This window comes from Sulfurifustis variabilis, from assembly GCF_002355415.1.
Classification (GTDB): domain Bacteria; phylum Pseudomonadota; class Gammaproteobacteria; order Acidiferrobacterales; family Sulfurifustaceae; genus Sulfurifustis; species Sulfurifustis variabilis.
In genome coordinates this window covers 3011726-3033098 of record NZ_AP014936.1, presented here as the reverse complement: position 1 = coordinate 3033098, position 21373 = coordinate 3011726, and the positions used below count along the sequence as shown (strand labels likewise).

General features: G+C 65.9%; 20 protein-coding genes. 15 read left to right on the top strand and 5 right to left on the bottom strand.

The features are described from left to right. The first annotated feature begins 250 nt into the window (after positions 1 to 250). The 12 genes from SVA_RS14695 to SVA_RS14640 all read left to right on the top strand — a co-directional run bounded on the left by SVA_RS14695 (position 251) and on the right by SVA_RS14640 (position 11460). The gene (locus SVA_RS14695; protein ID WP_096461934.1) at positions 251 to 475 is read left to right on the top strand and encodes a sulfurtransferase TusA family protein; all 225 of its coding nucleotides are present in this window, start codon (positions 251 to 253) and stop codon (positions 473 to 475) included. A 62-nt stretch (positions 476 to 537) separates the two neighbouring features. Then, positions 538 to 1017, top strand: a complete 480-nt coding sequence (dsrE2, locus tag SVA_RS14690; RefSeq protein WP_096461933.1) for a sulfur carrier protein DsrE2 — start codon at positions 538 to 540, stop codon at positions 1015 to 1017. A gap of 351 nt (positions 1018 to 1368) precedes the next feature. Next, positions 1369 to 1806, top strand: a complete 438-nt coding sequence (gene gcvH / locus SVA_RS14685) for a glycine cleavage system protein GcvH (RefSeq protein WP_096461932.1) — start codon at positions 1369 to 1371, stop codon at positions 1804 to 1806. A gap of 29 nt (positions 1807 to 1835) precedes the next feature. Further along, complete coding sequence (locus SVA_RS14680; protein WP_096461931.1) at positions 1836 to 2972, top strand: radical SAM protein; 1137 nt, start codon at positions 1836 to 1838, stop codon at positions 2970 to 2972. Further along, positions 2969 to 4066 (top strand): lipoyl protein ligase domain-containing protein, encoded by a 1098-nt coding sequence (locus SVA_RS14675; protein WP_096461930.1) that lies wholly within the window; start codon positions 2969 to 2971, stop codon positions 4064 to 4066. The genes SVA_RS14680 and SVA_RS14675 overlap by 4 nt, the downstream gene beginning before the upstream one ends. Then, positions 4063 to 5118: a geranylgeranyl reductase family protein gene (locus tag SVA_RS14670; protein WP_096461929.1), complete on the top strand. Its 1056-nt coding sequence runs from the start codon at positions 4063 to 4065 to the stop codon at positions 5116 to 5118. Before SVA_RS14675 ends, SVA_RS14670 begins: the two co-directional genes overlap by 4 nt. Positions 5119 to 5131: 13 nt before the next feature. After that, positions 5132 to 6265, top strand: coding sequence for a radical SAM protein (locus SVA_RS14665; protein WP_096461928.1), 1134 nt, complete (start codon positions 5132 to 5134; stop codon positions 6263 to 6265). 242 nt (positions 6266 to 6507) lie between these two features. Next, positions 6508 to 7584 carry an outer membrane protein transport protein gene (locus SVA_RS14660; protein ID WP_197703479.1) on the top strand — a complete coding sequence of 359 codons (1077 nt, stop codon included), beginning with the start codon at positions 6508 to 6510 and terminating at the stop codon, positions 7582 to 7584. A gap of 115 nt (positions 7585 to 7699) precedes the next feature. Next, entirely contained in the window at positions 7700 to 8620 is a 921-nt protein-coding gene (locus SVA_RS14655; protein ID WP_148665496.1) for a DUF302 domain-containing protein, read from the top strand. A 151-nt stretch (positions 8621 to 8771) separates the two neighbouring features. After that, positions 8772 to 9920, top strand: a complete 1149-nt coding sequence (locus tag SVA_RS14650) for a type IV pilus twitching motility protein PilT (protein WP_096461926.1) — start codon at positions 8772 to 8774, stop codon at positions 9918 to 9920. A 224-nt stretch (positions 9921 to 10144) separates the two neighbouring features. Continuing rightward, entirely contained in the window at positions 10145 to 11059 is a 915-nt protein-coding gene (locus SVA_RS14645; RefSeq protein ID WP_096461925.1) for a selenium metabolism-associated LysR family transcriptional regulator, read from the top strand. Positions 11060 to 11112: 53 nt separating this feature from the next. Next, the gene (locus tag SVA_RS14640) at positions 11113 to 11460 is read left to right on the top strand and encodes a Crp/Fnr family transcriptional regulator (RefSeq protein WP_096461924.1); all 348 of its coding nucleotides are present in this window, start codon (positions 11113 to 11115) and stop codon (positions 11458 to 11460) included. Between the two features lie 67 nt (positions 11461 to 11527). Here the strand turns inward: SVA_RS14640 and SVA_RS14635 are convergent, their stop codons facing one another. The 4 genes from SVA_RS14635 to SVA_RS14620 form a co-directional block, all read right to left on the bottom strand. After that, on the bottom strand, positions 11528 to 12919 hold the full coding sequence (locus SVA_RS14635; protein ID WP_096461923.1) for a PhoH family protein: 1392 nt from the start codon (positions 12917 to 12919) through the stop codon (positions 11528 to 11530). 7 nt (positions 12920 to 12926) lie between these two features. Then, complete coding sequence (locus SVA_RS14630; RefSeq protein ID WP_096461922.1) at positions 12927 to 13397, bottom strand: peroxiredoxin; 471 nt, start codon at positions 13395 to 13397, stop codon at positions 12927 to 12929. A 100-nt stretch (positions 13398 to 13497) separates the two neighbouring features. Next, positions 13498 to 15318, bottom strand: a complete 1821-nt coding sequence (locus tag SVA_RS14625; protein ID WP_096461921.1) for an adenosylcobalamin-dependent ribonucleoside-diphosphate reductase — start codon at positions 15316 to 15318, stop codon at positions 13498 to 13500. A gap of 3 nt (positions 15319 to 15321) precedes the next feature. After that, entirely contained in the window at positions 15322 to 16656 is a 1335-nt protein-coding gene (locus SVA_RS14620; RefSeq protein ID WP_096461920.1) for a nicotinate phosphoribosyltransferase, read from the bottom strand. An 87-nt stretch (positions 16657 to 16743) separates the two neighbouring features. On the opposite strand from SVA_RS14620, the gene SVA_RS14615 reads away from it, so the two are divergent. From SVA_RS14615 to SVA_RS14605, 3 genes are all read left to right on the top strand, one after another. Continuing rightward, positions 16744 to 17805, top strand: a complete 1062-nt coding sequence (locus SVA_RS14615; RefSeq protein ID WP_096461919.1) for a cysteine hydrolase family protein — start codon at positions 16744 to 16746, stop codon at positions 17803 to 17805. Between the two features lie 260 nt (positions 17806 to 18065). Then, positions 18066 to 18632, top strand: coding sequence for a class I SAM-dependent methyltransferase (locus SVA_RS14610; protein WP_197703235.1), 567 nt, complete (start codon positions 18066 to 18068; stop codon positions 18630 to 18632). Positions 18633 to 18747: 115 nt separating this feature from the next. Beyond that, positions 18748 to 19608, top strand: coding sequence for a CPBP family intramembrane glutamic endopeptidase (locus SVA_RS14605; protein ID WP_096461917.1), 861 nt, complete (start codon positions 18748 to 18750; stop codon positions 19606 to 19608). Between the two features lie 15 nt (positions 19609 to 19623). Here SVA_RS14605 and polX read toward each other — a convergent pair whose 3' ends face one another. Then, the gene (gene polX, locus SVA_RS14600) at positions 19624 to 21354 is read right to left on the bottom strand and encodes a DNA polymerase/3'-5' exonuclease PolX (RefSeq protein ID WP_096461916.1); all 1731 of its coding nucleotides are present in this window, start codon (positions 21352 to 21354) and stop codon (positions 19624 to 19626) included. Positions 21355 to 21373 lie beyond the last annotated feature (19 nt).

The following is a 21373-nucleotide window of genomic DNA, read 5'->3' as shown; positions in this document are numbered from 1 at the left end:
TTTAACTAATTCGGATCAATGGCTTATCTGGAAACGGAGTCTCGAGTCCCCGAGTCCGGCCCAAAATCGGGCTGAAACCCCTGCTAGGCGCAGTTGCGAATCTAATAATATACTGATTGATGTAGCGCCGTTTTCTCGGCGCTGCCCGGCCGCCTGCCAGGACGCTCCCGGAGCCGGGTGAAATGGGATAGTCTCCATGCCCCGCGGCCGAGCCGCGCACGACACGATTCGTTCAACACAGGAGAGCACAATGGCTGATCAAGAACTTGACGCAAGGGGTCTGAACTGCCCCCTGCCGATCCTTCGCGCAAAAAAGGCGCTAAACGGGATGAGTAGCGGACAGACGCTGCGCATTCTTGCAACGGACCCGGGGTCCGTGAAGGACTTCCAGGCATTCGCCAAGCAGACCGGCAACCAGCTGCTCGAGTCGAACGAGGCGAGTGGGGAATACAGCTTCCTGATCAAGAAGGCCTGAACCTATAACTAACACGCGCGTACGGCGCACGACGGGCCGTCTTCGCTTTCGAGGAGAGTGTCATGGCAGGCAAGAAAATGGCGATCATCGCCACCAAGGGTACCCTGGACTGGGCCTATCCGCCGTTCATTCTCGGTTCGACGGCGGCCGCGCTCGGATACGAGGTACAGATCTTCTTCACGTTTTACGGCCTGCAACTCCTCAAGAAGAAGATGGGCCTCAAGGTCAGCCCGTTGGGAAACCCGGGGATGCCGATGCCGATGGGCATGGACAAGTGGTTCCCGGTGCTCTTCACCGCGATTCCGGGCATGGAGGCCATGATGACGGCGATGATGAAGTCGAAGATGAAGTCGAAAGGGATCGCCACCATCGAAGAGCTGCGCGGCCTGTGCCAGGAGGCCGATGTCAAGATGATCGCCTGTCAAATGACCGTGGACCTGTTCGATTTCAGTCCGCAGGACCTGATCGATGGCATCGAATTCGGGGGCGCATCGACGTTCATGGCGTTCGCCGGCGAATCCGACATCTGCCTGTTCATGTAATTCTCTTTACGCAGTTCCCGTAGCTCACGCACGGCGGCGGGCAATGGACTGCCCGGCCGTGGCATTTGTCTCCGGACGGCCGGGGACGCGACGATACCCATCCCGTTGTTTCGCATCCCCGACGCATACGCGCGCATCGCGATTCGACCGGCACCGGGCAGGAAGCGCCGCGGTCACGCTATCAGCGATGTGCAGCGCCGCGTTGCGGCGTCGACGTGTTTGGCCATCCACCCGGTGTTGTCTTTACGAGGGCTCGGAGTCTGCCGGCCGTCATTGTTTCGAGCAGGCGTTTGCAGTAAAAACGTCCGTTCCGGGCCGTATTGTCACCCTTTTCGGATCGGGAGGATCGCCATGGGCGTCGTGCGCGGATGCAACATTCCCGAAGAACTGCACTACAACATCGATAACAACGTCTGGGCGCGACGGGAGGCGGACGGGAACGTCAGCGTCGGCCTCACGTCGTACGCCTGCTCCCTCGCCGGCGAGATCGTTTCCTATACGCCCAAGAAGGCGGGCAAGGCGATCGAGAAAGACAAGTCGTGCGCGACCGTCGAGTCGGGCAAGTGGGTTGGCCCGGTGAAAGCCCCGGTTGCGGGCGAAGTCGTCGCGATCAACGACGCGGTCACGGCCAAACCCGGAACGATCAACAGGGATCCGTACGGGGAGGGCTGGATCGTCCGGCTGAAGCCCACGAACTGGGACGCCGATGCCACGGCGCTGAAGACCGGAAACGACGCGCTCCAGGCGTTCGAGGCGAAGATGAACGCCGACGGCTTCAAGGGCTGCTGACCCTTCCGGCAACCATCCGCGGCGGGCGCATGCGCAGCTGGCTGGACATCCTCGCGGAGGTGGAGGCGCTCGAAGAACTGCCGGTGCGCGCGGACCTCGTGGCGGACTTCGCGGCGGCCGCTGCGAGGGACGAGAGCTCCTCGATCCACTTCTATACGCCCACCTTCAAGGCCTACGCGAGCTCCGAGATCCGCGGCTGCGGCAGGCAGTCGTGGCCCGCCGTGTCCATCACGGGCGGTGAGTGCAAGCTCAAGTGCGACCACTGCAAGGCAAAGGTGCTCGAGCCGATGATCGCGGCGCGCACGCCGGCCGCGTTGTGGCAGGTCGTCGAGTCGATGATCGGCCAGGGCGCGAAGGGCATGTTGCTCACCGGCGGTTCGAATCACCGCGACGAGGTGGAATACGATCCGTTCTACCCGACCGTGCGGCGCATCAAGGACAGCTATCCCGATTTCCGCATCGCCGCTCACACGGCGCTCGTCGATGCCGACAAGGCACGGCGCATGGAGGACGCGGGCATCGACGTCGCGATGATGGACGTGATCGGCGCGCAGGAGACGGTCACGCACGTCTATCATCTCAAGCGTCCGGTTGCCGACTTCGAGCGCGCACTCGAAGCGCTGGTCGCGACGCGCATGAAGGTGGTGCCGCACATCGTCATCGGCCTGCATTACGGCCGGTTGCTCGGAGAGTGGGGCGCGCTCGACATCGTCGCCCGCCACCGCCCGGATGCGCTGGTGCTGGTCGTGGTGATGCCGTTCTACGCGCCCGCGCGCCGTCCGTTCGCGACGCCCGATCCGCACGAGGTGGGCCGGTTTCTGCTCGACGCCCGCACCCGGCTCCCGGATCTTCCGCTGCTGCTCGGCTGCGCGCGCCCCCCGGGGCAGGTGAAGGTGCTGATCGACGCCTATGCGGTCATGGCGGGCGTCACCGGAATGGCGCATCCGTCGGAAGGCATCGTCGAGCTCGCGGCACGCATGGGCCGGAGCGTGCGCGTCACGCCGGCGTGCTGCTCGATCGCCGTGGGTGAGGAGGTCATGGCGCTCGACGGTGCGGAGTCCGTTGCGCTCGATCTGGACGAGATCGTGCGACAGGAACGCGAGCGCAGCCGGAGCGGATTAAAGGGTATACCGGTCACCGCGGGCGGCGGCTGCACCGCGCCATGAAGGAACGGCCCGCGGGTTGGCGCATCATCGATACCGGTCTCCGGCGCGCAGCCGAGAACATCGCGCTGAATCGCGCGCTCCTCGAGTCGCACCAGGCCGGCTCCTCCCCGCACACGCTGCGTTTCCTGCGCTTCGAACCCGCGGCCCTCGTCGGTTTCCACCAGAGCGTGGCGCAGGAACTGCGCGAGGACCGCTGTCGCGCCCATGGCATTGCCATTCAGCGGCGCATCACGGGCGGTGGCGCGATCTACTTCGAGCCGGCACAGCTCGGCTGGGAGCTCTACCTCGACAAGAGCGCGCTCGGTACCGCGGACATGGGCGCGATCGCGCGGCGTATCTGCGAGATGGCCGCGCGCGGCATCTCGGCGCTCGGGGTCTCCGCCGCATACCGACCGCGCAACGACATCGAGGTCGATGGTCGCAAGATATCGGGAACCGGGGGCGCCTTCGACGGCGACTCGATCATGTATCAGGGCACGCTGCTCATCGACTTCGACATCGAGCGCATGCTGCAGGTCCTTCGCATCCCCGCCGAGAAGCTTCTCCCCAAGGCCATCGCTTCAGCGCGCGAACGCGTGACGACCCTCAAAGCGCTCCTCGGCGACGCCCCGCGGCTCGAGCAGATCCGCCACGCCCTCACGCGCGCATTCGCCGAGGGATTCGGTGTCGACTTCGAAGACCGCGGCCTCGCACCGGACGAGCAACGCCGCTTCGAGCTCGCGATCGGCGAGATCGACACGCCCGCCTGGGTCTACTCGACCGACCGGCCGGTCGACGAAGCGCCCGTCGTCGAGGGGTTGCACAGGGCGGAGGGCGGGCTGGTGCGGGTCGCGCTTGCCGTCGATCCTGCCCGCAACCGCATCAAGCAGGCATGGTTCACCGGCGACTTTTTCGTGAACCCGCGGCGCCTCGTCGCCGATCTCGAAGCGGCGTTGCGCGACTCGCCCCTGGACGGTTACCGGCGTACGGTGGAATCGTTTTTTCGCGCCTACCCGGCCGAGATGCTGCTGCTCAGGCGCGAGGACTTCGTGCGCGCGATCGCGAACGCCGTGCAGGCACTCCACCAGCACGGCGACCGAGAGGCAGTCCCGTGACGACGAACGTCGACGTGCTCGTCGTCGGCCTCGGTCCCGCCGGATCGGCGGCTGCCTGGGCGGCGGCACGAGCGGGGCTCTCGGTGCTCGCCATCGATCGGAAGCAGCGCATCGGCGAGCCGGTGCAGTGCGCGGAGTTCGTGCCCCGGCCGCTCTCGACCTACACCGCCGAGCCCGGCGTCCTCGTACAGCACATTCAAGGCATGAACAGCGTCCTTCCTTCCGGCGACCTCGAACGCTCGCCGTTCCAGGGGCTGATGGTCGATCGCGCGGAGTTCGACCGGTCCCTGGCACGGCGAGCGGAAGCGGCCGGGGCACGAGTCAGCACCCGGACGCGGCTCGCGTGGCTCGACGGGACCACCGCCCGGTTACAGGTGGGAAAGCGAACGAACTCCGTCGACTGGCGCGTGCTCGTGGCCGCCGACGGCCCGCACTCGCAGGTGGCACGACTGCTTGGTTTGCCTGCACTCGAGACCGTGCAGACGCGTCAGTACACGGTGCCTCTCACGCAGGCGTGCACCGAGACCGACATCTGGCTCTCGGATCTGTATCCGGGGGGGTACGGCTGGCTCTTCCCGCGCGGCGACCGTGCGAATCTCGGGCTCGGCGCGGACCGCCGGCTGACCGCCGAGCTCCGGACGCCTCTGGACCGCCTTCACGCGCACCTTGTCGCATGCGGACGCGTTGGCGCCGAGTGCTTCTTCCGCACGGGGGGCGCCATTCCCGTGAGCGGGCTGCGCGAGCGCGTCGTCGCAGGCCCGGTTCTGTTCGCGGGCGATGCCGCCGGCCTCACGCATCCCATCTCCGGAGCGGGCATCGCGGCGGCGGTGCAATCGGGAGAGATGGCCGGGGATGCCGCCGCCGCTTATCTCGGCGGCCGCGCGTCCGCCCTGGCCGACTACGAGAGCGAGCTTCGCGAGCAGTACGGGCCGAGCCTGGAGCGTGCGCTCTCCCGTCGCGCATGGCTCGCGCAGTTCTGGCGCAAGCGCGCCGCGAACGACGACGCCGTGCAGCGGCGTGGCTGGATCGCTTTCAAGGAGTACTTCGAGTGAACGAGGAGGCCGCATGAGCGCGCAGACCGACGCCGTCCCGATCCGGTTCTATCGTCCCGACCACAGCCGGCGGACGCCCGAGATGCGCTCGCCGGAGTACGTCCAGCTGTCGACCGCCGCCGCCATCACGCTCGGTCTGGTCGAGGGCCGGATGCACCGCACGGCCTGCACGCATTGCCTGAATCTGCTCGTGACCTACCCGGAGGGCTGCCGCGCGAATTGCGCGTACTGCGGCCTGGCCCGCCACCGCGAGGAGTCGCGTGACTACGCGGATCGCAACTTCATACGGGTCGACTGGCCGACCGCGCGCTACGAGGAGATCCTCGAGCGCGTGAAGAACGGAGACGACAGGGCGCAGTTCCAGAGGATGTGCATCTCCATGATCACCCACCCGAGCTCCGACGCGGACACCTTCGTGCTCCTCGAAAAGTGGGTGCGTGAGGTGCCTCATATTCCGGTCTCCATCCTTTCCAATCCGACGACGCTGGGTTACGACGACCTCGTTCGCCTGCGCGACATGGGCGCCGAAATCTTCACGGTCGCACTCGACGCCGTGACGCCGGCGATCTTCGATCGCACGCGCGGCAAAGGCGTGGACAGCCCCCACAAGTGGGACACCTACTGGCGCGCGCTCGAGTGGGCGGCGGAGATTTTCGGACCGGAGAAGTTCGGGGCGCATCTGATATGCGGCATGGGGGAGACCGAGCGCGAGATCCTCGAGGTCGCGCAGCGCATCAAGGACATGGGCGGACACAATCATATGTTCGCGTTCTATCCGGAGCGCGGCTCTCTCATGGAGGACTGGGAGGCGGTCCCGCGCGACCAGTGGCGGCGCGTACAGCTCGGTCGCTTCATCATCGACTACGCGGACGGGCACGCGGACCGCATGCGTTTCGACGATACCGGTCGCGTCATCGACTTCGGAGTTCCGGACGCGGAGCTCGAGACCCTGATCCGTTCGGGAAAACCTTTTCAGACGTCCGGCTGTCCCGGTCGGGACGACGAGGAGGTGTCCGCGTGCAACCGCCCGTACGGCGACTCGACGCCGAGCGACATGCGCTCGTTTCCTTTCGCGCTTGCTGCCGCGGACGTCGACACCGTGTGCAGGCAAATGCGGGGAGAGGACATCGGGACTTTCGAGGGCTGAGGCGGCCCTTTCGGCTCTCACGAGGACGCCTGTCGAAACGCCAATGGTTTCAGGGGGATGGAATATCGATATATCGGCATAAAGTGAAATATTGACAGCCGTCTCGGTCAGGAATACTTTGCCTGCCACCTATCCGCAACAGAGTAGGGAACGCGCAACAACGCGCGAACAAAAAACAGACGAAGAAAGGAGTGGCTATTCTCCTTTCTGAAAGTCAGGTTGCGAGCCAATAACCTTTCCACATTTTTTGGAGGAGAGCAGATGCAGCACAAAAAGAAATACGGCCTGGCGCTCGCCATTGCCGCCGCCGTTGCCGCGCCCAGTGCGTTCGCCACGAACGGCTATTTCTCACATGGCTACAGCATCAAGGAGAAGGGTCTGGTAGGAGCGGGCGTAGCGCTGCCACAGGACTCGCTGGCAGCCGCGACCAATCCGGCAGGGATGGTGCGGGTCGGCAATCGCATCGATGCGGGGCTCTCGCTGTTCAGCCCGAAACGCTCCTACACCGTCGAGGGAGCTCCCTCCGGCACACCGCCGCCGGCGGCCTTTGGACTCTTTCCCGAGACCGTCGACAGCGACAGCGAGCTTTTCTTCATCGCTTCGAGGCAACGGGGCTCGCGGCCTTCGGAGCGTTCGGCTTCTCGGGTGATCCCAATAACCTCACCGATAACGGCTACGACAGCTCGACCGGCTTCGGCCTGAAACTCGGGATCATGGGCGAAGTTGCTCCGGGTGTGACGCTCGGCGCGTCCTATCAGACCGAGATGGCGATGAGTGAATTCGACAGCTACAAAGGGCTGTTCGCCGAGGAAGGTGGGTTCGATATCCCGGCCACCGCGACCGTAGGTCTCGCCTGGAATGTCACGCCGTCTTCGACGCTTGTATTCGACATCCAAAAGATCTGGTACAGCAAGGTTCCGTCGATCGCCAACCCGCTGCTGCCAAATATAGGGATGGCACCACTCGGAGCCGACAACGGGGCCGGCTTCGGTTGGGAGGACATGACGATCTACAAGCTCGGCTACCAATGGTCGACGAGCCAGGCGTGGACCTGGCGTGTAGGCTACAGCATGGGCGATCAGCCTATCCCGGAAAGCGAGGTGCTCTTCAACATACTGGCGCCCGGTGTCGTGGAGCAGCACTTTACTTTCGGCTTCACCAATCACCTGAACAAGAACAGCGAGTGGTCGTTCGCCGCCATGTACGCACCGGAAGAAGAGGTGAGCGGGCCCAATCCGCTCGAGGTACCGGGTCAGCAGACCATTACCCTCCGCATGGATCAGTGGGAGCTCGCCGCGAGTTACGCCTGGAAGTTCTAGAACTGTAGTGAGCGATAAAGCAGCACCGGAGGGGCCGTGTTTCACGGCCCCCTTTTTTTCTGGTCCGGTAATTGCACAACTAGAGACGGATGATATTCCGCCAGCGAGGAGAGAAATGAAGAAGATAGTAAGTGTATTGGCCTTACTGCTGTCCTTGTTCGGGAGCGCGGCCGTGCAGGCCGAGGTGCTCAAGCCTTACATCATGGGCAACACGCCGCCGGGGAGCGTCAAACAGGTGGCCGAGAGCGTGAAGAACGCGCTCAAGGCGCAGGGATTCGACCTGGTCGGAACCTACGAGCCGTTCGCCGGCGCGATGGTCATCTGCGCCACCAACCCCGAACTGAAAGCCGCTGCCGCGAAGGTCGAGAACGGCGGCTTCGGTGTCGCGCAGCGCGTGTCGGTGACGGAGGTCAACGGAAAGATCCAGGTGGCGTACGCGAATCCGGCGTATATCGGCACCGCATACGGTCTGGGCAAGCTCGAGGGTGTGTCCGCCAAGCTCAAGGCGGCGCTCGGGGCCCGGGAGTCCTTCGGCTCGGTGGGCCTGGATGAGGAGCGCCTGAAGCCCGGCGTGTACCGCTACGCCTTCATGATGCCGTACTTCCACGACGTGGACCTGCTGAAGGAGCATCCGGACTACAAGACGGCGGTGGACACGGTGGAGAAGAACCTGGCGGCCGGCGCCGGCGGGACGGTGAAGGTCTATCGCGTCGACCTGCCGGGCAAGGAAGTGAGCGTGTTCGGCGTCGGTATCCCGAAGGGGGCCGTCGATGGCCCGGACAAGGGCGACAAGGACACGGACAAGGAGATCCTCGGCGTTGTGGATCACCAGGAGCTGAAGCACACGGCGTACCTGCCGTACGAAGTGATGGTGGTCGGCGGCAAGGTGATCGCGCTGCGGGCACGTTATCGCATCGCGCTGCATTTCCCGGATACCAAGATGGCCGGCGCGCACGGCTTCACCAAGATCATGAGCGCGCCGTGGGGCATCCTGGTGGCCCTGGAGCGCGTGGCCGGCTTCCAGCGCAATATCTAGACCCCGTCGGTTCCCGACGCGAGGGGCAGGGCAGGATCGCCCTGCCCCTTTCCGTTCCGGCAAGCGGTTCGGCGGTCGCTTTCGGGTCCGCTAGAAGGGACTCGTGAATGGTCTACACTTAGCGTCAAAACGCACAGCCCAGAATCGCCAGATGAGTGATCCCTCCGCCGGGTCGGCGGCGAGCCCAGCAGCCGGCGCGACCCAGATCACGGCCGCCACCGATCCCCTGAAGCTTCTCGGCCAGGTGCTCGCGCTTGCCGTGCGGCTCAAGTCCTCGGACATCCACCTGCGCACGCGCAATCACCCGATACTGCGCATCGACGGCACGCTGCGCGCGATCCGCGAGATCGCCCCGCTGCCCGGCGAGTTCATGGAGCGCCTCGCGCGCACGATGATGTCCGCGCGGCTGCTCGCGCAGTTCGAGAAAGAGCACCAGGTGGACCTTTCCATCGGTTTCAAGGACATCGGGCGCGTGCGCGCGAACGTCTTCTACCAGCGCGGCTCGATCGGCATGGTGCTGCGCGTCATCAACACCAACATCCCGACGCCCGCCGACCTCAAGCTGCCCGAGATCGTGATGAACTTCACGAAGCTCGAGCGCGGGCTGGTGCTCATCACCGGCTCGACCGGCTCCGGCAAGTCGACGACCCTCGCCTCGCTCATCAACGAGATCAATCTGACCCGCTCGGACCACATCGTCACCATCGAGGACCCGATCGAGTTCCTGTTCTCGGAAAAGAAATCGATCGTGACCCAGCGCGAGGTCGGCGTGGATACGAATACGTTCGCCGACGCCATGCGCGCCGTGCTGCGCGAGGACCCCGACGTGATCCTGCTCGGCGAGATGCGCGACCCCGAGACCATCGAAACGGCGATGACGGCCGCGGAGACCGGGCATCTCGTCTTCTCCACGGTGCATTCTCCGGCCGCCGCCGAAACCGTCTCGCGCATCATCTCGAGCTTCCCCCCGGAGACTCAGGCCGGCATGCGGGCGAAGCTCGCGCAGAACCTCAGAGGGGTGGTCAGCCAGCGCCTGCTGCCGAAGAAGAGCAACCAGGGCCGGGTCGTGGCCTGCGAGGTGCTCACCGTCTCCGCGCTCGCGCGGGAGCTGATCCTCGATCCCCTGAAGATCAAGGACATCGCCGACCTCATCCGCAAGGGCACGGTCGCCGAAGGCATGATGAGCTTCGACGCCGCGATCTACCAGCTCTGGAAGCAGGGCGACATCGACGAGGAGACCGCGCTCCAGCACGCGACCAGCCCGACCGACCTCAAGCTCAAGCTCGAAGGTTTCGCCTGATCGCTCGTACGGCGCCGGCGGTCTGCCCGCAAAAAAACGCATTCGCGTTTCCTTATCGAGGTCCGATGTTTCCGTCCGGCTCGTTACCATCGGTCCGGCCGAGAGGTGCGGTCTCGGGTAGCGCTCGAGGGCTTGCCCGCATCCGGCGCACCGCTATACCAATCGGCCGGTCGTTGTGATGAAATGCAACGCCCCACCCGGCACGATTTCCGCCCGGCAAGACGATGGCAGACCGCAGACTCCAAGTCTTTCACACCGTTGCCCGCCTCCTCAGCTTCACCAAGGCGGCCGAGACGCTGCATATGACGCAGCCGGCCGTGACGTTCCAGATCCGGCAGCTGGAGGAGTACTTCAACACCCGGCTGTTCGACCGCACCCACAACCGGATCTCCCTCACGGCCGCGGGCGAGCGCGTGTACGAGTACGCCGACCGGATCGTCGCGCTCTACGCCGAAATGGAGAACCGCGTGCGCGAGCTCACGGGCGACGTGAGCGGCATCCTCATTATCGGCGCCAGCACGACCATCGCCGAATACGTGCTGCCGCAGCTGCTCGGCGAATTCAAGGAACGTTACCCGAACATCAACATTCGGCTGCGGGTTTCGAACTCGCTCGGCATCGTTCACATGGTCGAGGATAACTCGGTCGACGTGGGAATCGTCGAGTCGCCGATCACCAACAAGAACCTCGCCGTGGAAGTGTGCTGGCACGACAAACTCGTGTTCATCAGCCTGCCGAACCACCCGCTCGCCAAGAAGGCGAGCATTTGCGCCAAGGACCTGGACGGCCAGCCGTTCGTGTGCCGCGAGGAGGGTTCGGGCACCCGGGAGTTCATCCAGGACTACCTGGCGACCGCCGGCGTGCAGCTTCACGACCTCAATGTCAGCGTCGAGGTCGGCAACCCGGAAGCGGTGAAAAGCGCGGTCGAGGCCGGGTTAGGGGTGTCGATCGTGTCGCAGGCGACGGTCATCAAGGAGCTCAAGCTCGGGACCGTCGTCGCCCGGCCGCTCGATCCGCCGCTCGAGCGCCCGTTCTCGATCGTTTTTCAGCGGCAGAAGTTTCGCCTGCGCGCAATGGAGGAGTTCATGGATTTCGCGCGCGAGCACTGCGAAAAGCAGGCGTCGACGGACAAGCCGTGACGGCGTGCCCGGTCCCGCCGGGCCCCGCCGCTCACGTGCCCCGGCTACCCGTGATGACCGGCAAGACCGAAAAGCGACTGATCGAGATCCTCGACGCGCTGGCCGACGAGCAGGCCCGGGCGCTTCTCGACTACGCCGAGTTCCTGCTCGCCCGCTACGGTGCGAACAAGGACCTCCCGCCTCCCGCGGAGATTCCACGGCCCGAGGAAGAGACGGTCGTGCGGGCGATCAAGCGGCTGCGCGCGACGTATCCCATGCTGAATCCGTCGAAGCTGCTGAACGAAACGTCGGTGCTGGTCTCGCAGCACGTGATGCAGGGGCGCAACGCGGTCGAGGTCATCGACGAGCTCGAGGTCCTGTTCCGGCGGCATTACGAGAAACTCACGAGCGAGCGCGAGTGATGCCCAGCCATAGAAGCCGCCCCGGGGGCGGCTTCTATGGCGGCAGACAGGCGGGCGCCCCTCCCGGTCAGAGGATCTCCGAAGCGTAATCCGCGAGACGGGAGCGCTCGCCGCGCTGCAGGGTGATGTGTCCGCTGTGCTCCCATTGCTTGAAGCGGTCCACCACGTACGTGAGCCCCGACGTCGTTTCGGTCAGGTAGGGCGTGTCGATCTGCGCGATGTTGCCGAGGCAGACGATCTTGCTGCCCGGCCCGGCCCGGGTGATCAGCGTCTTCATCTGGTGCGGGCTCAGGTTCTGCGCCTCGTCGATGATGAGGAGCTTGCGCAGGAACGTGCGGCCCCGCATGAAGTTGAGCGACTTGATGCGCACCCGCGAGCGCAGGAGATCGTGGGTCGCGGCCCGCCCCCAGGAACCGTGCTCGCCGGTGCCGGTGTCGTGCAGCACGTCGAGGTTGTCCTCGAGTGCGCCCATCCACGGGCCCATCTTCTCCTCCTCGGTGCCGGGCAGAAAGCCGATGTCCTCGCCGACGGGCACGGTCATGCGGGTCATGATGATCTCGGTGTAGCGCCGGTGCTCCAGGGTCTGGGTCAGCGCGGCGGCGAGCGTCATCAGGGTCTTGCCCGTGCCCGCCTGGCCCAGGAGCGAAACGAAGTCGATCTCGGGATCCATGAGCAGGTTCAGCGCGAAGTTCTGCTCCCGGTTGCGCGCGTTGATGCCCCAGACCTTGTTCCGCTCGTGCGCGTAGTCCTTGACGACCTCGATAACGGCCGACTCGCCCTCGACCCGCCGCACGATCGCCTCGAACCGGCGCTCGTCCTCCGTGTAGACGAACTGGCTCGGGAACCACGTGCGCGCGCGCGGCCCGGTCAGGCGGTAGAAGGTGCGCCCTTCCTCCTTCCAGGACTCCATGTCCTTGCTGTGCTTCTCCCAGAAGTCGCCGTTGAGCTTTTCCACGCCGGTGTAGAGCAGATTCGCGTCGTCGAGGACCTGGTCGGTGGTGTAGTCCTCCGCGCGCACGCTCAAGGCGTGCGCCTTGATGCGCAGGTTGATGTCCTTCGTGACCAGGATCACCTCGCGGCCCGGATGGCTCTTGCCGAGGTCGAGGGTGACGCCGAGGAGCGTGTTGTCCGGACTGTCCCCGCGCATCCCGTTCGGCAGCACGCTGTGGACCGCTTCGAGGTGGAAGTGCAGCCGCCCGGTCTCGATCGACTCGATGACCGCCGGGATTTTCACGCCGTTGCTGATGTCCCCGTTGGCCTTCTCGACCAGCTCGTCGAGGAACCGGCTCACCTGGCGCACGTTGCGCGCCACTTCGGACATGCCGACCTTGGCCCGGTCGAGCTCCTCGAGGACAACGATCGGCAGGTAGACGTCGTGTTCTTGAAACCGGAGGATGGCGGTGGGGTCGTGAATGAGGACGTTCGTGTCGAGGACGAAAATCTTCCGCTTCGTGGTCATCGCTTCGCTATAGTCTCCTGACCTCTTCGAGCACCTGATCGACGTGCCCCGCGACCTTCACGCCGCGGAACTCCTTCCGCAGGACGCCTTCCCTGTCGAAGACGAACGTGCTCCGGTCCACGCCGAGGTAGGTCCTGCCGTAGTTCTGCTTCTCCTTCATGACGCCGAAGAGCCTGCAAAGCTTCTCATCGGGGTCCGAGACGAGATCGAACGGGAAGCCGTGCGCCGCCTTGAATTTCTCGTGGGACGCGAGGCTGTCGCGCGAAACGCCCAGAACGACGGCCTTGGCCTTCTTGAACGCGGCGTACCGGTCACGAAAGTCCTGCCCCTCCGTGGTGCACCCGGGAGTCTGATCCTTGGGGTAGAAGTAAAGGACGAGGGGCGTGCCCTTGAGCTCGCTCAGGCGGAACGTCTTCCCGCCCGTGGCCTGCACCTCGACATCGGGCAGCGGCTTGCCGAGGGCTACCTTCTTGATCATCGGATGAAACGCATCAATCGCGGAGCATTGTAGCGGCAAACCCAGGCCGGGGGGAGCGGGTCGGCAGCGGGCGAGACGGCTCGTCGGCACGTTCCCGCCCTCAGTCCGCCTCCCGCTCGACCGAGCAGCACAGGGGGGCGTTTTCCGGCTGCTCGGCGATCTTGAGGATCGCGCCGGTGACGGGATTGGGGCGGAACGTGGTGCATCCCTTGAGCCCGAGGTTGTCCGCCCGCGCATAGATGTCCTTGAACTCCTCGAAGCTATAGCGCTCGGGCACGTTGATCGTCTTCGAAATCGAGTTGTCGACGAACGGCTGAAGCGCCGCCTGCATGGCGAGATGCGCCTCGGGCGCGAGCTGCTGCGTGCTGACGAAGGTGCGCGGGAGCGGATCGTCGCCGTGGAGGCCACGCCAGAAGTCGAGGGCATGGTCCACGAGCGCGTACTCGCCGTAGGTGCCGTCGAGCTCGAGCACCCGCCGGCTGTAATGGAAGTCGTAAACCGGCTCGAGACCGCTCGACACGTTGTTCGCGAGCAGGCTGATGGTGCCCGTCGGTGCGATCGCGGTCAGATGACTGTTGCGGATGCCGAATCGGCGGATGCCCTCCCGGATGTCCTCGGGCAGACCGCGGATGAACTCGCCCGCCAAATGCTTCTCACGGTTCAGGAACGGAAAGCCGCCCTTCTCCCGGGCGAGAGCGATCGACGTTCGGTACGCGGTATGGCAGATCACGCGCATGATCTCGGCGGCCCGAGCGCGCGCCGCCTCCTCGCCGTAATGCAGGCCGAGCAGGATGAGCGTGTCGGCGAGCCCCGTCAGGCCGAGGCCGATGCGCCGGGTCCCGCGCGCGCGTTCCGCCTGCTTGGCGAGCGGGAACTGAGACGCGTCGATGACGTTGTCCATCATCCGCACCGCGATCTCCACCGTGCTTCCCAGGCCGTCCCAATCGAGCGTTGCCTGCTCCATGAACGGTGCCCGCACGAAGCACGTCAGGTTGATCGAGCCCAGATCGCAGGCACCGTAGGGCGGGAGCGGGATCTCGCCACACGGGTTCGTCGCGCTGATGCGCTCGTCGTACCAGAGGTTGTTGAGGCGGTTGATGCGGTCGATGAAGATGACGCCGGGCTCGGCGTAGTCGTACGTCGCGCGCATCAGCTTGTCCCAGAGCGCACGGGCGCGCACGCGCCGGAAGACGCGGCAGGGGAGCGGGCCGGCCGCGCCCGACCAGTCGCGCTCGACGATCTCGTCGCCGGCCCGCGCCTCGCCCTCGAGCGGAAACACGAGTGGCCAGTCGGCGTCCTCGCGGATGGCTTGCATGAAGGCGTCGGTCACGAGCACCGACAGGTTGAAGTGCCGAAGTCGGTCCGCCGCCTGTTTCGCCTCGATGAAGCGCTCGACGTCCGGGTGATCGCAGCGCAGCGTCGCCATCATGGCGCCGCGGCGCGCTCCGGTGGAAAGCAGGGTCGCGCACATCGCGTCCCAAATCTGCATGAACGACACCGGCCCCGAGGCCACGGCGCCGACACTGCGCGCGGTGGTCCCGCTCGGCCGGAGCGTCGAGAAGTCGTACCCCACGCCGCCGCCCTGCTGCATGGTCAGCGCGCCTTCCTTCAGGCCGTCGAAGATCCCGTCCATCGAGTCCTCGATGATCCCCATGACGAAGCAGTTGAACAGCGTCACGCGCCGGCGGGTGCCGGCTCCGGCCTGGATGCGGCCGCCGGGCAGGAACCTGAAGTCCGCGAGCGCCGCGTAGAACCGGCTCTCCCAGGCGGCGGGATCGCGCTCCACGGCCGCGAGCGTACGCGCGACGCGGCGCCAGGTGTCCTCGATGCTCCGGTCGTGCTCCGTCTCGCCCTCGCGGTAGCGGTACTTGGTGTCCCAGATGTGCCGCGAGATCCCGGAGGTGAAAGGGTCGTGGGCCATGATTCAGGCGTTCGCCACGCGTCGGTCTACGTCCGCGGCGAGCGCGCGCAGGCGAGCGGAGACCGTCACCGGGTAACGCGCCGCCCCGTCGAGATCGCGAAGTTCGTCGGGCAGGCGTTCGAGCTGCGCGAGCGCGCGGTCTCGGGCGACGTCGAGCGCTTCCCGGTGCAGGCGCTCGCCGTTGCGCATGACCGGGACCAGGAGCGCCTCGCCGTCCTGGGGGTCGCCTTCGATCGTCAGCACATCGCCGCGCATGCGTCCCGCCTGGTCGTATCGCCGGTAGACCTGCTTGCGGCCCGGCCAGGTCGCCTTGCCTTCGGAGCGCTTGCGCCGGGCGACGCCGCGGTACTCCTCGAGCTTGTAGGCGCAGTCGAGGTAGGGCGCGTCCGCGGAGGTGTCGAGACTGGTGCCGACACCGAAGCCGTCTATCGGGGCGTCGCGCGCCAGGAGATCGCGGAGCACGTACTCGTCGAGGCCCCCGCTCGTGAAGATGCGTACGTCGGTCAGGCCGCCCTCGTCCAGAATCGCGCGCACCTTGCGCGCGTGCTCGCCCAGATCGCCGCTGTCGAGACGCACGGCGCGTATCGGGATGCCCAGCCGCTTCAGCCGTGGCGCGAGGCGCACCACTTTCGCGGCGCCCGCCTCGGTGTCGTAGGTGTCGATGAGGAGCGTGACGTTGCCCGGCTGCGCGATGGCGAAGCTCTCGAAGGCCGCCGCCTCGTCGTCGTGGGCCTGTATGTAGGAATGGGCCATCGTGCCGTAGACCTGCAGACCGAACCGCCGCCCGGCGAGCACGGTCGCCGTTCCCGCGAAGCCCGCGAGGTAGCTGGCGCGGGCGGCGTAGAGGGCGGCCTCGGCGCCGTGCGCCCGGCGCATCCCGAAATCCACGAGGAGCTTCCCCGGGGCGGCGAGGGTACAGCGGGCCGCCTTGGAGGCGATGAGCGTCTGGAAGTGCAGGAGATTGATGAGACGGCTCTCCACGAACTGCGCCTGGGGCAGGGGCGCGACCACGCGCAGGATCGGCTCGTCCGCGTAGAAGATCGTACCCTCGGGCATGGCGTCCACGTCTCCCGTGAACCGGAAATCGGCGAGGCTCTCGATGAACTCCGCGCCGAAGAGACCCGTGGTCGCGAGCCAGTCCCGCTCGTCGGAGGTGATCCGCAGACCTGCCAGGAATTCCAGGGCCTGCTCGAGCCCGGCCGCGATCAGGAACGCCCGCCGCTCGGGCAGGCGGCGCACGAACAGCTCGAAGACGGCGGTCTCGCGCATGCCATGCCGCCAGTAACCCTGCAGCATCGTGAGCTGGTACAAATCCGTAAGAAGCGCACCGTTATCCATGCTTCGATTGATGCTCCCCGGGCCCTGCGGTTAAATGCATCGAGACGCAGATCGTGATCTTAAGTCAGCCGTTGGGGGTCGGCCACCGTGGCGACAGGCGGAAAACGCGGAGAGCATTCGTTCAAGGAACTCCCGCTGCCGGCGCACTTCGATGCAGCGCGCGCGGGCGAGGTCTGGCGGGTGCCGTACGAGGCGCGCGCACGCGAGGCGCGGGCGTGGGCCGCGCAGCAGGACATTCCCGCCTCGGCGGAAGACCTTTTCCGGCTGGCGCTCGTCCTCGTGGACGTCCAGAACACCTTCTGCCTGCCCGGTTTCGAGCTTTACGTCGCCGGCCGCTCGGGTACGGGCGCGGTCGACGACAACCGGCGGCTCGCCGCGTTCATCTATCGCAATCTCAAGGGCATTACCCGGATCGTGCCCACGATGGACACCCATCACGCGATACAGATCTTTCACGCCGTTTTCCTGGCGGACGAGAACGGCAACCCGCCCCCGCCGTACACGCTCGTGTCCGTCGAGGACGTGAAGAGCGGCCGCTGGCGTTTCAATCGCGCGGCGGCCGGCGCCCTCGGTCTCGATCCGGATTACGGGCAGCGGCACCTGGAGCACTACGCGGAGCAGCTGGCCGCAAGCGGAAAGTACGCTCTCACCGTCTGGCCGTACCACAGCATGCTCGGTGGCATCGGGCACGCGCTCGTCCCGCTGATCGAAGAGGCGGTCTTTTTTCACGGCATGGCGCGCATGAGCCAGCCGAACTTCCACGTGAAGGGCGGCAATCCGCTGACCGAGCACTACTCCGTGCTCGGCCCCGAGGTAACCGAAGGTCCGGACGGCCGGCCGATCGCGCAGAAGGATGAGGCGCTCGTCCGGGAGCTGCTGTCTTTCGATGCGGTCATCATCGCCGGCCAGGCGAAGAGCCATTGCGTCGCGTGGACGATCGCGGACCTGCTGCGCGGCATCGAGGCGCAGGATAGGGCGCTGGCGCGCCGCGTCTACCTGCTCGAGGACTGCACCTCTCCGGTCGTCGTCCCGGGCGTCATCGACTACACCGAAGACGCCGATCGGGCGTTCCGACGCTTCCAGGAAGCCGGAATGCACGTGGTTCGATCGACGGATCCGATCTGGCGCTGGCCCGGGATGCCGTCGTGAGGGACCCGCGTCGATTGCCCGAGCCCGCAGCAGAGAAGCAGCCGTGAAACGTTTTGCCTTCTCTCGACGCAAAGGCGCTTGCGGCAACATGCCGTGCCAGGTGATCGCATCATGAGGGGCGCGGGTGGCCGGGCAACCGGGTTCCCGTTTCCGGGCGCTTGATCCATCCTTCCCGTTGTCCGCTCTGCCGGTCTCCGGGCGCGCGCGCCTACGCGGAGGTTCGCGCACGTCGGTATGTCGAGTGCGTGCGCTGCCGCCTCGTGTCCCTTGCGCCGGAGCAACGACCGGCATCGACCGCGGAGCGGCAGCACTACGCGACGCACGAGAACCATCCGGCGGACACCCGTTACCGCGCGTTTCTCGACCGGCTGGCCTTGCCGCTCGTCGAGCGAGTGCCGGCGGGCGCCGAAGGACTGGATTACGGTGCGGGACCCGGACCGACCCTGTCGGTGATGCTCGCCGAAAGAGGGTTTCGAACAGCCGTCTACGATCCCTTCTTTGCGCCGGACCTGGGGCCGCTTCGTCGCTCGTACGACTTCATCACGTGCACGGAAGTCGTCGAGCACTTCCATTCGCCGGCCGATGAGTTCGATCGGCTCAACCGCCTGCTCCGCCCGGGCGGATGGCTGGGCGTGATGACGGAGATGCTGCGAGAGGGGCGCGCGTTCGCGGACTGGCATTACATCCGGGACCCTACCCACGTCTGCTTTTACCGTCCCGCCACGATGGTCTGGATCGCGGCGCGTTTCGGCTGGACGATCGAGTTCGTTCATCGCAGCGTGGTGCTGTTCCGAAAATCCCTCGCATCGGGCTTTCCGACCGTCTGATCCGCTTGAGTCCCGGGCCGGCGTGCTCGATCCGACGCCGGGCTCACCCTTGACCTTCCGGTGGCGCTCGACTTTTCTAACGTTCAGGACCACGACGCGGGGCGGCTGCAGCGAAATGGAAGGGGCCAGCGCTTTCGAGAAGCTGAAGGCGAGGTACTGCCTCCTGGCCATCGTCATCGCCTGGTATCTGCAGCCGGGCGCCGAGCTCGTCCGGGCCAATGTCCGCGAAGTCGACTGGTACTGGCCGGGTCTCTTCTTTCACTACTACGCCCATTTCGCCATAGCCGCCTTCGCCCTCGTCGCCGGTTACGCGACGAGCATCGACGCCGCGCGCATGTTCGGCCGCGCGCCCACGGCAAACGACCTTCCGGCGATCCTCAAGGTCGACCTGTTTCTTTTCTGCCTCGGTACCGGGCTGGTGACCCTCATCTACGGCGCCCTGTCGGTCGTGCAGCCGAAGTTCGTCGCCTGGTGGCTCGATTGGGTGTACGAACCCGTCGTGTTTATCACGGCGGAAGGGGCGATCCCCGTTCTCCCGAACCTGTTGAGCGCCCTTTCCCTGGTCGTGCTCGCGCCCGTGCTCGAAGAGATCCTTTTCCGCGGCTACCTGCTCCATCGCTGGGCCCGCAAGTGGGGGCTTTGGCGGGGCATCCTCGCGTCGTCGGCGCTCTTCGGGGCCCTGCACCCGGAGCCGCTCGGCATCGCGATGTTCGGCGTGGGCATGGCGGTGCTCTATCTGCGCACGCAGTCGCTTTTCGTTCCCATGCTGGCGCACGGCATCTATAACGGCGTCATCTGGCTATGGGAACTGCTCGGCGTGATGTACGAAGGAGTCGAATGGTATCGCTACGGGCTCGAGGAGTTCCGGCGCGATTGGTGGGTGGGCGCCGTGGGCGCCGTCGTCGCCCTACTGATGGCCGACCACGCGATCCGGAAGAACAGGTTGCGGGGACCGCTTCGCCTTCCGGCGGCCTAGTTCGCGCGATGCCGTTCAGGCGCCGCGCGCGGCTTTCAGCAGGCGTTCCAGGTCGGCGAGCCCTTTGGTGTTCAGCACGTCTTTCGCCTCCAGCCAGCCGCGGCGCGCCTGGCCGATGCCGTACTTCATGTAGTCGTAGTCGCGGGTGCTGTGCGCGTCGGTGCTGACGGCGACCGCCACGCCTTCGTCGCGCGCCATCTGGCAGTACACGTCGAGCAGGTCGAGGCGCTCGGGGTGCGCGTTGAGCTCGAGGAAGCAGCCGCGCTCGCGTGCCTTGCGGATGACCTTGAGCATGTCGAGCTCGAGCGGGCCGCGCTCCTGGATGAGCCGGCCGGTGGGGTGGGCGAGGATCGTGAAGTAACGGTTGTCCATGGCCCGCAGCACGCGTTCGGTCTGTCTTCCCTTCGGCAGGTCGAACTTGCTGTGGACCGCGCAGACGACGAGGTCGAGCTCGGAGAGCACGGAGTCCGGCAGGTCGAGCTTGCCGTCCTCGAGGATGTCGACCTCGATGCCCTTGAGGACGGTGATGCCCAAGCGCTTTTCGTTCAGCCGGTCGATCTCGTCGATCTGCTTTCGCAGCCGTTGCGGGTCGAGGCCCTTGGCGACGGTCACCCGCCGCGAGTGCTCCGTAATGGCCACGTACTCGTAGCCGCGCATCTTCGCCGCCTCGACCATCTCCTTGAGCGTGTTGTGCCCGTCGGTCGCATTCGTGTGGACGTGCAGGTCGCCCCTGATGTCACCGATCTCGACGAGCCGAGGCAGCTTTCCGGCGCGCGCCGCCTCGATCTCGCCCCGGTTCTCGCGCATCTCGGGCGGGATGAAGGGGAGATCGACCGAGCGGAAGACCGACTCCTCGGTCTCGCCGGTGATCCGCTTCGTCCCCCTGAACACGCCGTACTCGTTGATCTTGAGCCGCTTCTGCTGGCCCAGGCGCCGGATCGCGATGTTGTGGGCCTTGGAGCCGGTGAAGTAGTGCAGCGCCGCGCCGAAGCTCGCCTGCGGCACGAAGCGCAGGTCGACCTGCAGCCCGCACCGGAGCTTCACCGTGGAGCGGGTCGGGCCCTTCGACAGGATCTGCTCGACCTCGTCGTACTCGGTAAAGCGGTCCATGACCGGGCTGCCGCGCCGGGCGGTCACCAGCACGTCGATGTCGCCGACCGTCTCCTTGGCGCGCCGGTAGCTGCCGGCGATGACCACCCGGTTCACGCCCGGGATCGTCTCGAGATAGCTCTTCAGCGGCTCGGCGTACTGCGCGGCGGTCGCGAGCTTGAACCGCGCCTCCTTCTCGACGTGCTTCTCCATCGCCTGGAGGATGGTCGTCTCGATCTTCTCCCCGAAATGGGGCAGCGCGCTGATCTTTCCCTCGTGCGCCGCCGCGTACAGCTGCTCGGGTGTCCCGATGTCGAGCTCACGGTAGAGCGTCTGGACTCGCTTCGGTCCCAGGCCGGGGATCCGGAGCAACGTGGTGAGGGTTGGCGGGAGCTGCTTGCGCAACTTCTCCAGGGCCTCGCAGGTGCCTGTCGCCACGACCTCGTTGATCTTGCCCGCCAGGTCCTTGCCGATGCCCGGTAGCTCCGTGAGGTCCTCGTTCTTCTCGATCATCTCGCCGATCGAGACGCCGAGGCCTTCGATGAGCCGCGAGGCGTTGCGGTAGGCGCGGATGCGAAACGGGTTCTCGCCTTGGATCTCGAGGAGATCGGCGATCTCCTCGAAGACCTTGGCGATGTCGGCGTTGTGGACGGCCACGGGAAAGCAGTTATTAGTT

What these genes read in the sequence shown, in the direction of transcription:
- SVA_RS14605 (WP_096461917.1), top strand. Translation starts at nt 18,748, where the DNA reads ATGGAAGGGGCCAGCGCTTTCGAGAAGCTGAAGGCGAGGTACTGCCTC.
- SVA_RS14680 (WP_096461931.1), top strand. Translation starts at nt 1,836, where the DNA reads ATGCGCAGCTGGCTGGACATCCTCGCGGAGGTGGAGGCGCTCGAAGAA.
- SVA_RS14650 (WP_096461926.1), top strand. Translation starts at nt 8,772, where the DNA reads ATGAGTGATCCCTCCGCCGGGTCGGCGGCGAGCCCAGCAGCCGGCGCG.
- SVA_RS14695 (WP_096461934.1), top strand. Translation starts at nt 251, where the DNA reads ATGGCTGATCAAGAACTTGACGCAAGGGGTCTGAACTGCCCCCTGCCG.
- SVA_RS14645 (WP_096461925.1), top strand. Translation starts at nt 10,145, where the DNA reads ATGGCAGACCGCAGACTCCAAGTCTTTCACACCGTTGCCCGCCTCCTC.
- SVA_RS14675 (WP_096461930.1), top strand. Translation starts at nt 2,969, where the DNA reads ATGAAGGAACGGCCCGCGGGTTGGCGCATCATCGATACCGGTCTCCGG.
- SVA_RS14655 (WP_148665496.1), top strand. Translation starts at nt 7,700, where the DNA reads ATGAAGAAGATAGTAAGTGTATTGGCCTTACTGCTGTCCTTGTTCGGG.
- SVA_RS14635 (WP_096461923.1), bottom strand. Translation starts at nt 12,919, where the DNA reads ATGACCACGAAGCGGAAGATTTTCGTCCTCGACACGAACGTCCTCATT.
- SVA_RS14630 (WP_096461922.1), bottom strand. Translation starts at nt 13,397, where the DNA reads ATGATCAAGAAGGTAGCCCTCGGCAAGCCGCTGCCCGATGTCGAGGTG.
- gcvH (WP_096461932.1), top strand. Translation starts at nt 1,369, where the DNA reads ATGGGCGTCGTGCGCGGATGCAACATTCCCGAAGAACTGCACTACAAC.
- dsrE2 (WP_096461933.1), top strand. Translation starts at nt 538, where the DNA reads ATGGCAGGCAAGAAAATGGCGATCATCGCCACCAAGGGTACCCTGGAC.
- SVA_RS14665 (WP_096461928.1), top strand. Translation starts at nt 5,132, where the DNA reads ATGAGCGCGCAGACCGACGCCGTCCCGATCCGGTTCTATCGTCCCGAC.
- SVA_RS14640 (WP_096461924.1), top strand. Translation starts at nt 11,113, where the DNA reads ATGACCGGCAAGACCGAAAAGCGACTGATCGAGATCCTCGACGCGCTG.
- SVA_RS14625 (WP_096461921.1), bottom strand. Translation starts at nt 15,318, where the DNA reads ATGGCCCACGACCCTTTCACCTCCGGGATCTCGCGGCACATCTGGGAC.
- SVA_RS14620 (WP_096461920.1), bottom strand. Translation starts at nt 16,656, where the DNA reads ATGGATAACGGTGCGCTTCTTACGGATTTGTACCAGCTCACGATGCTG.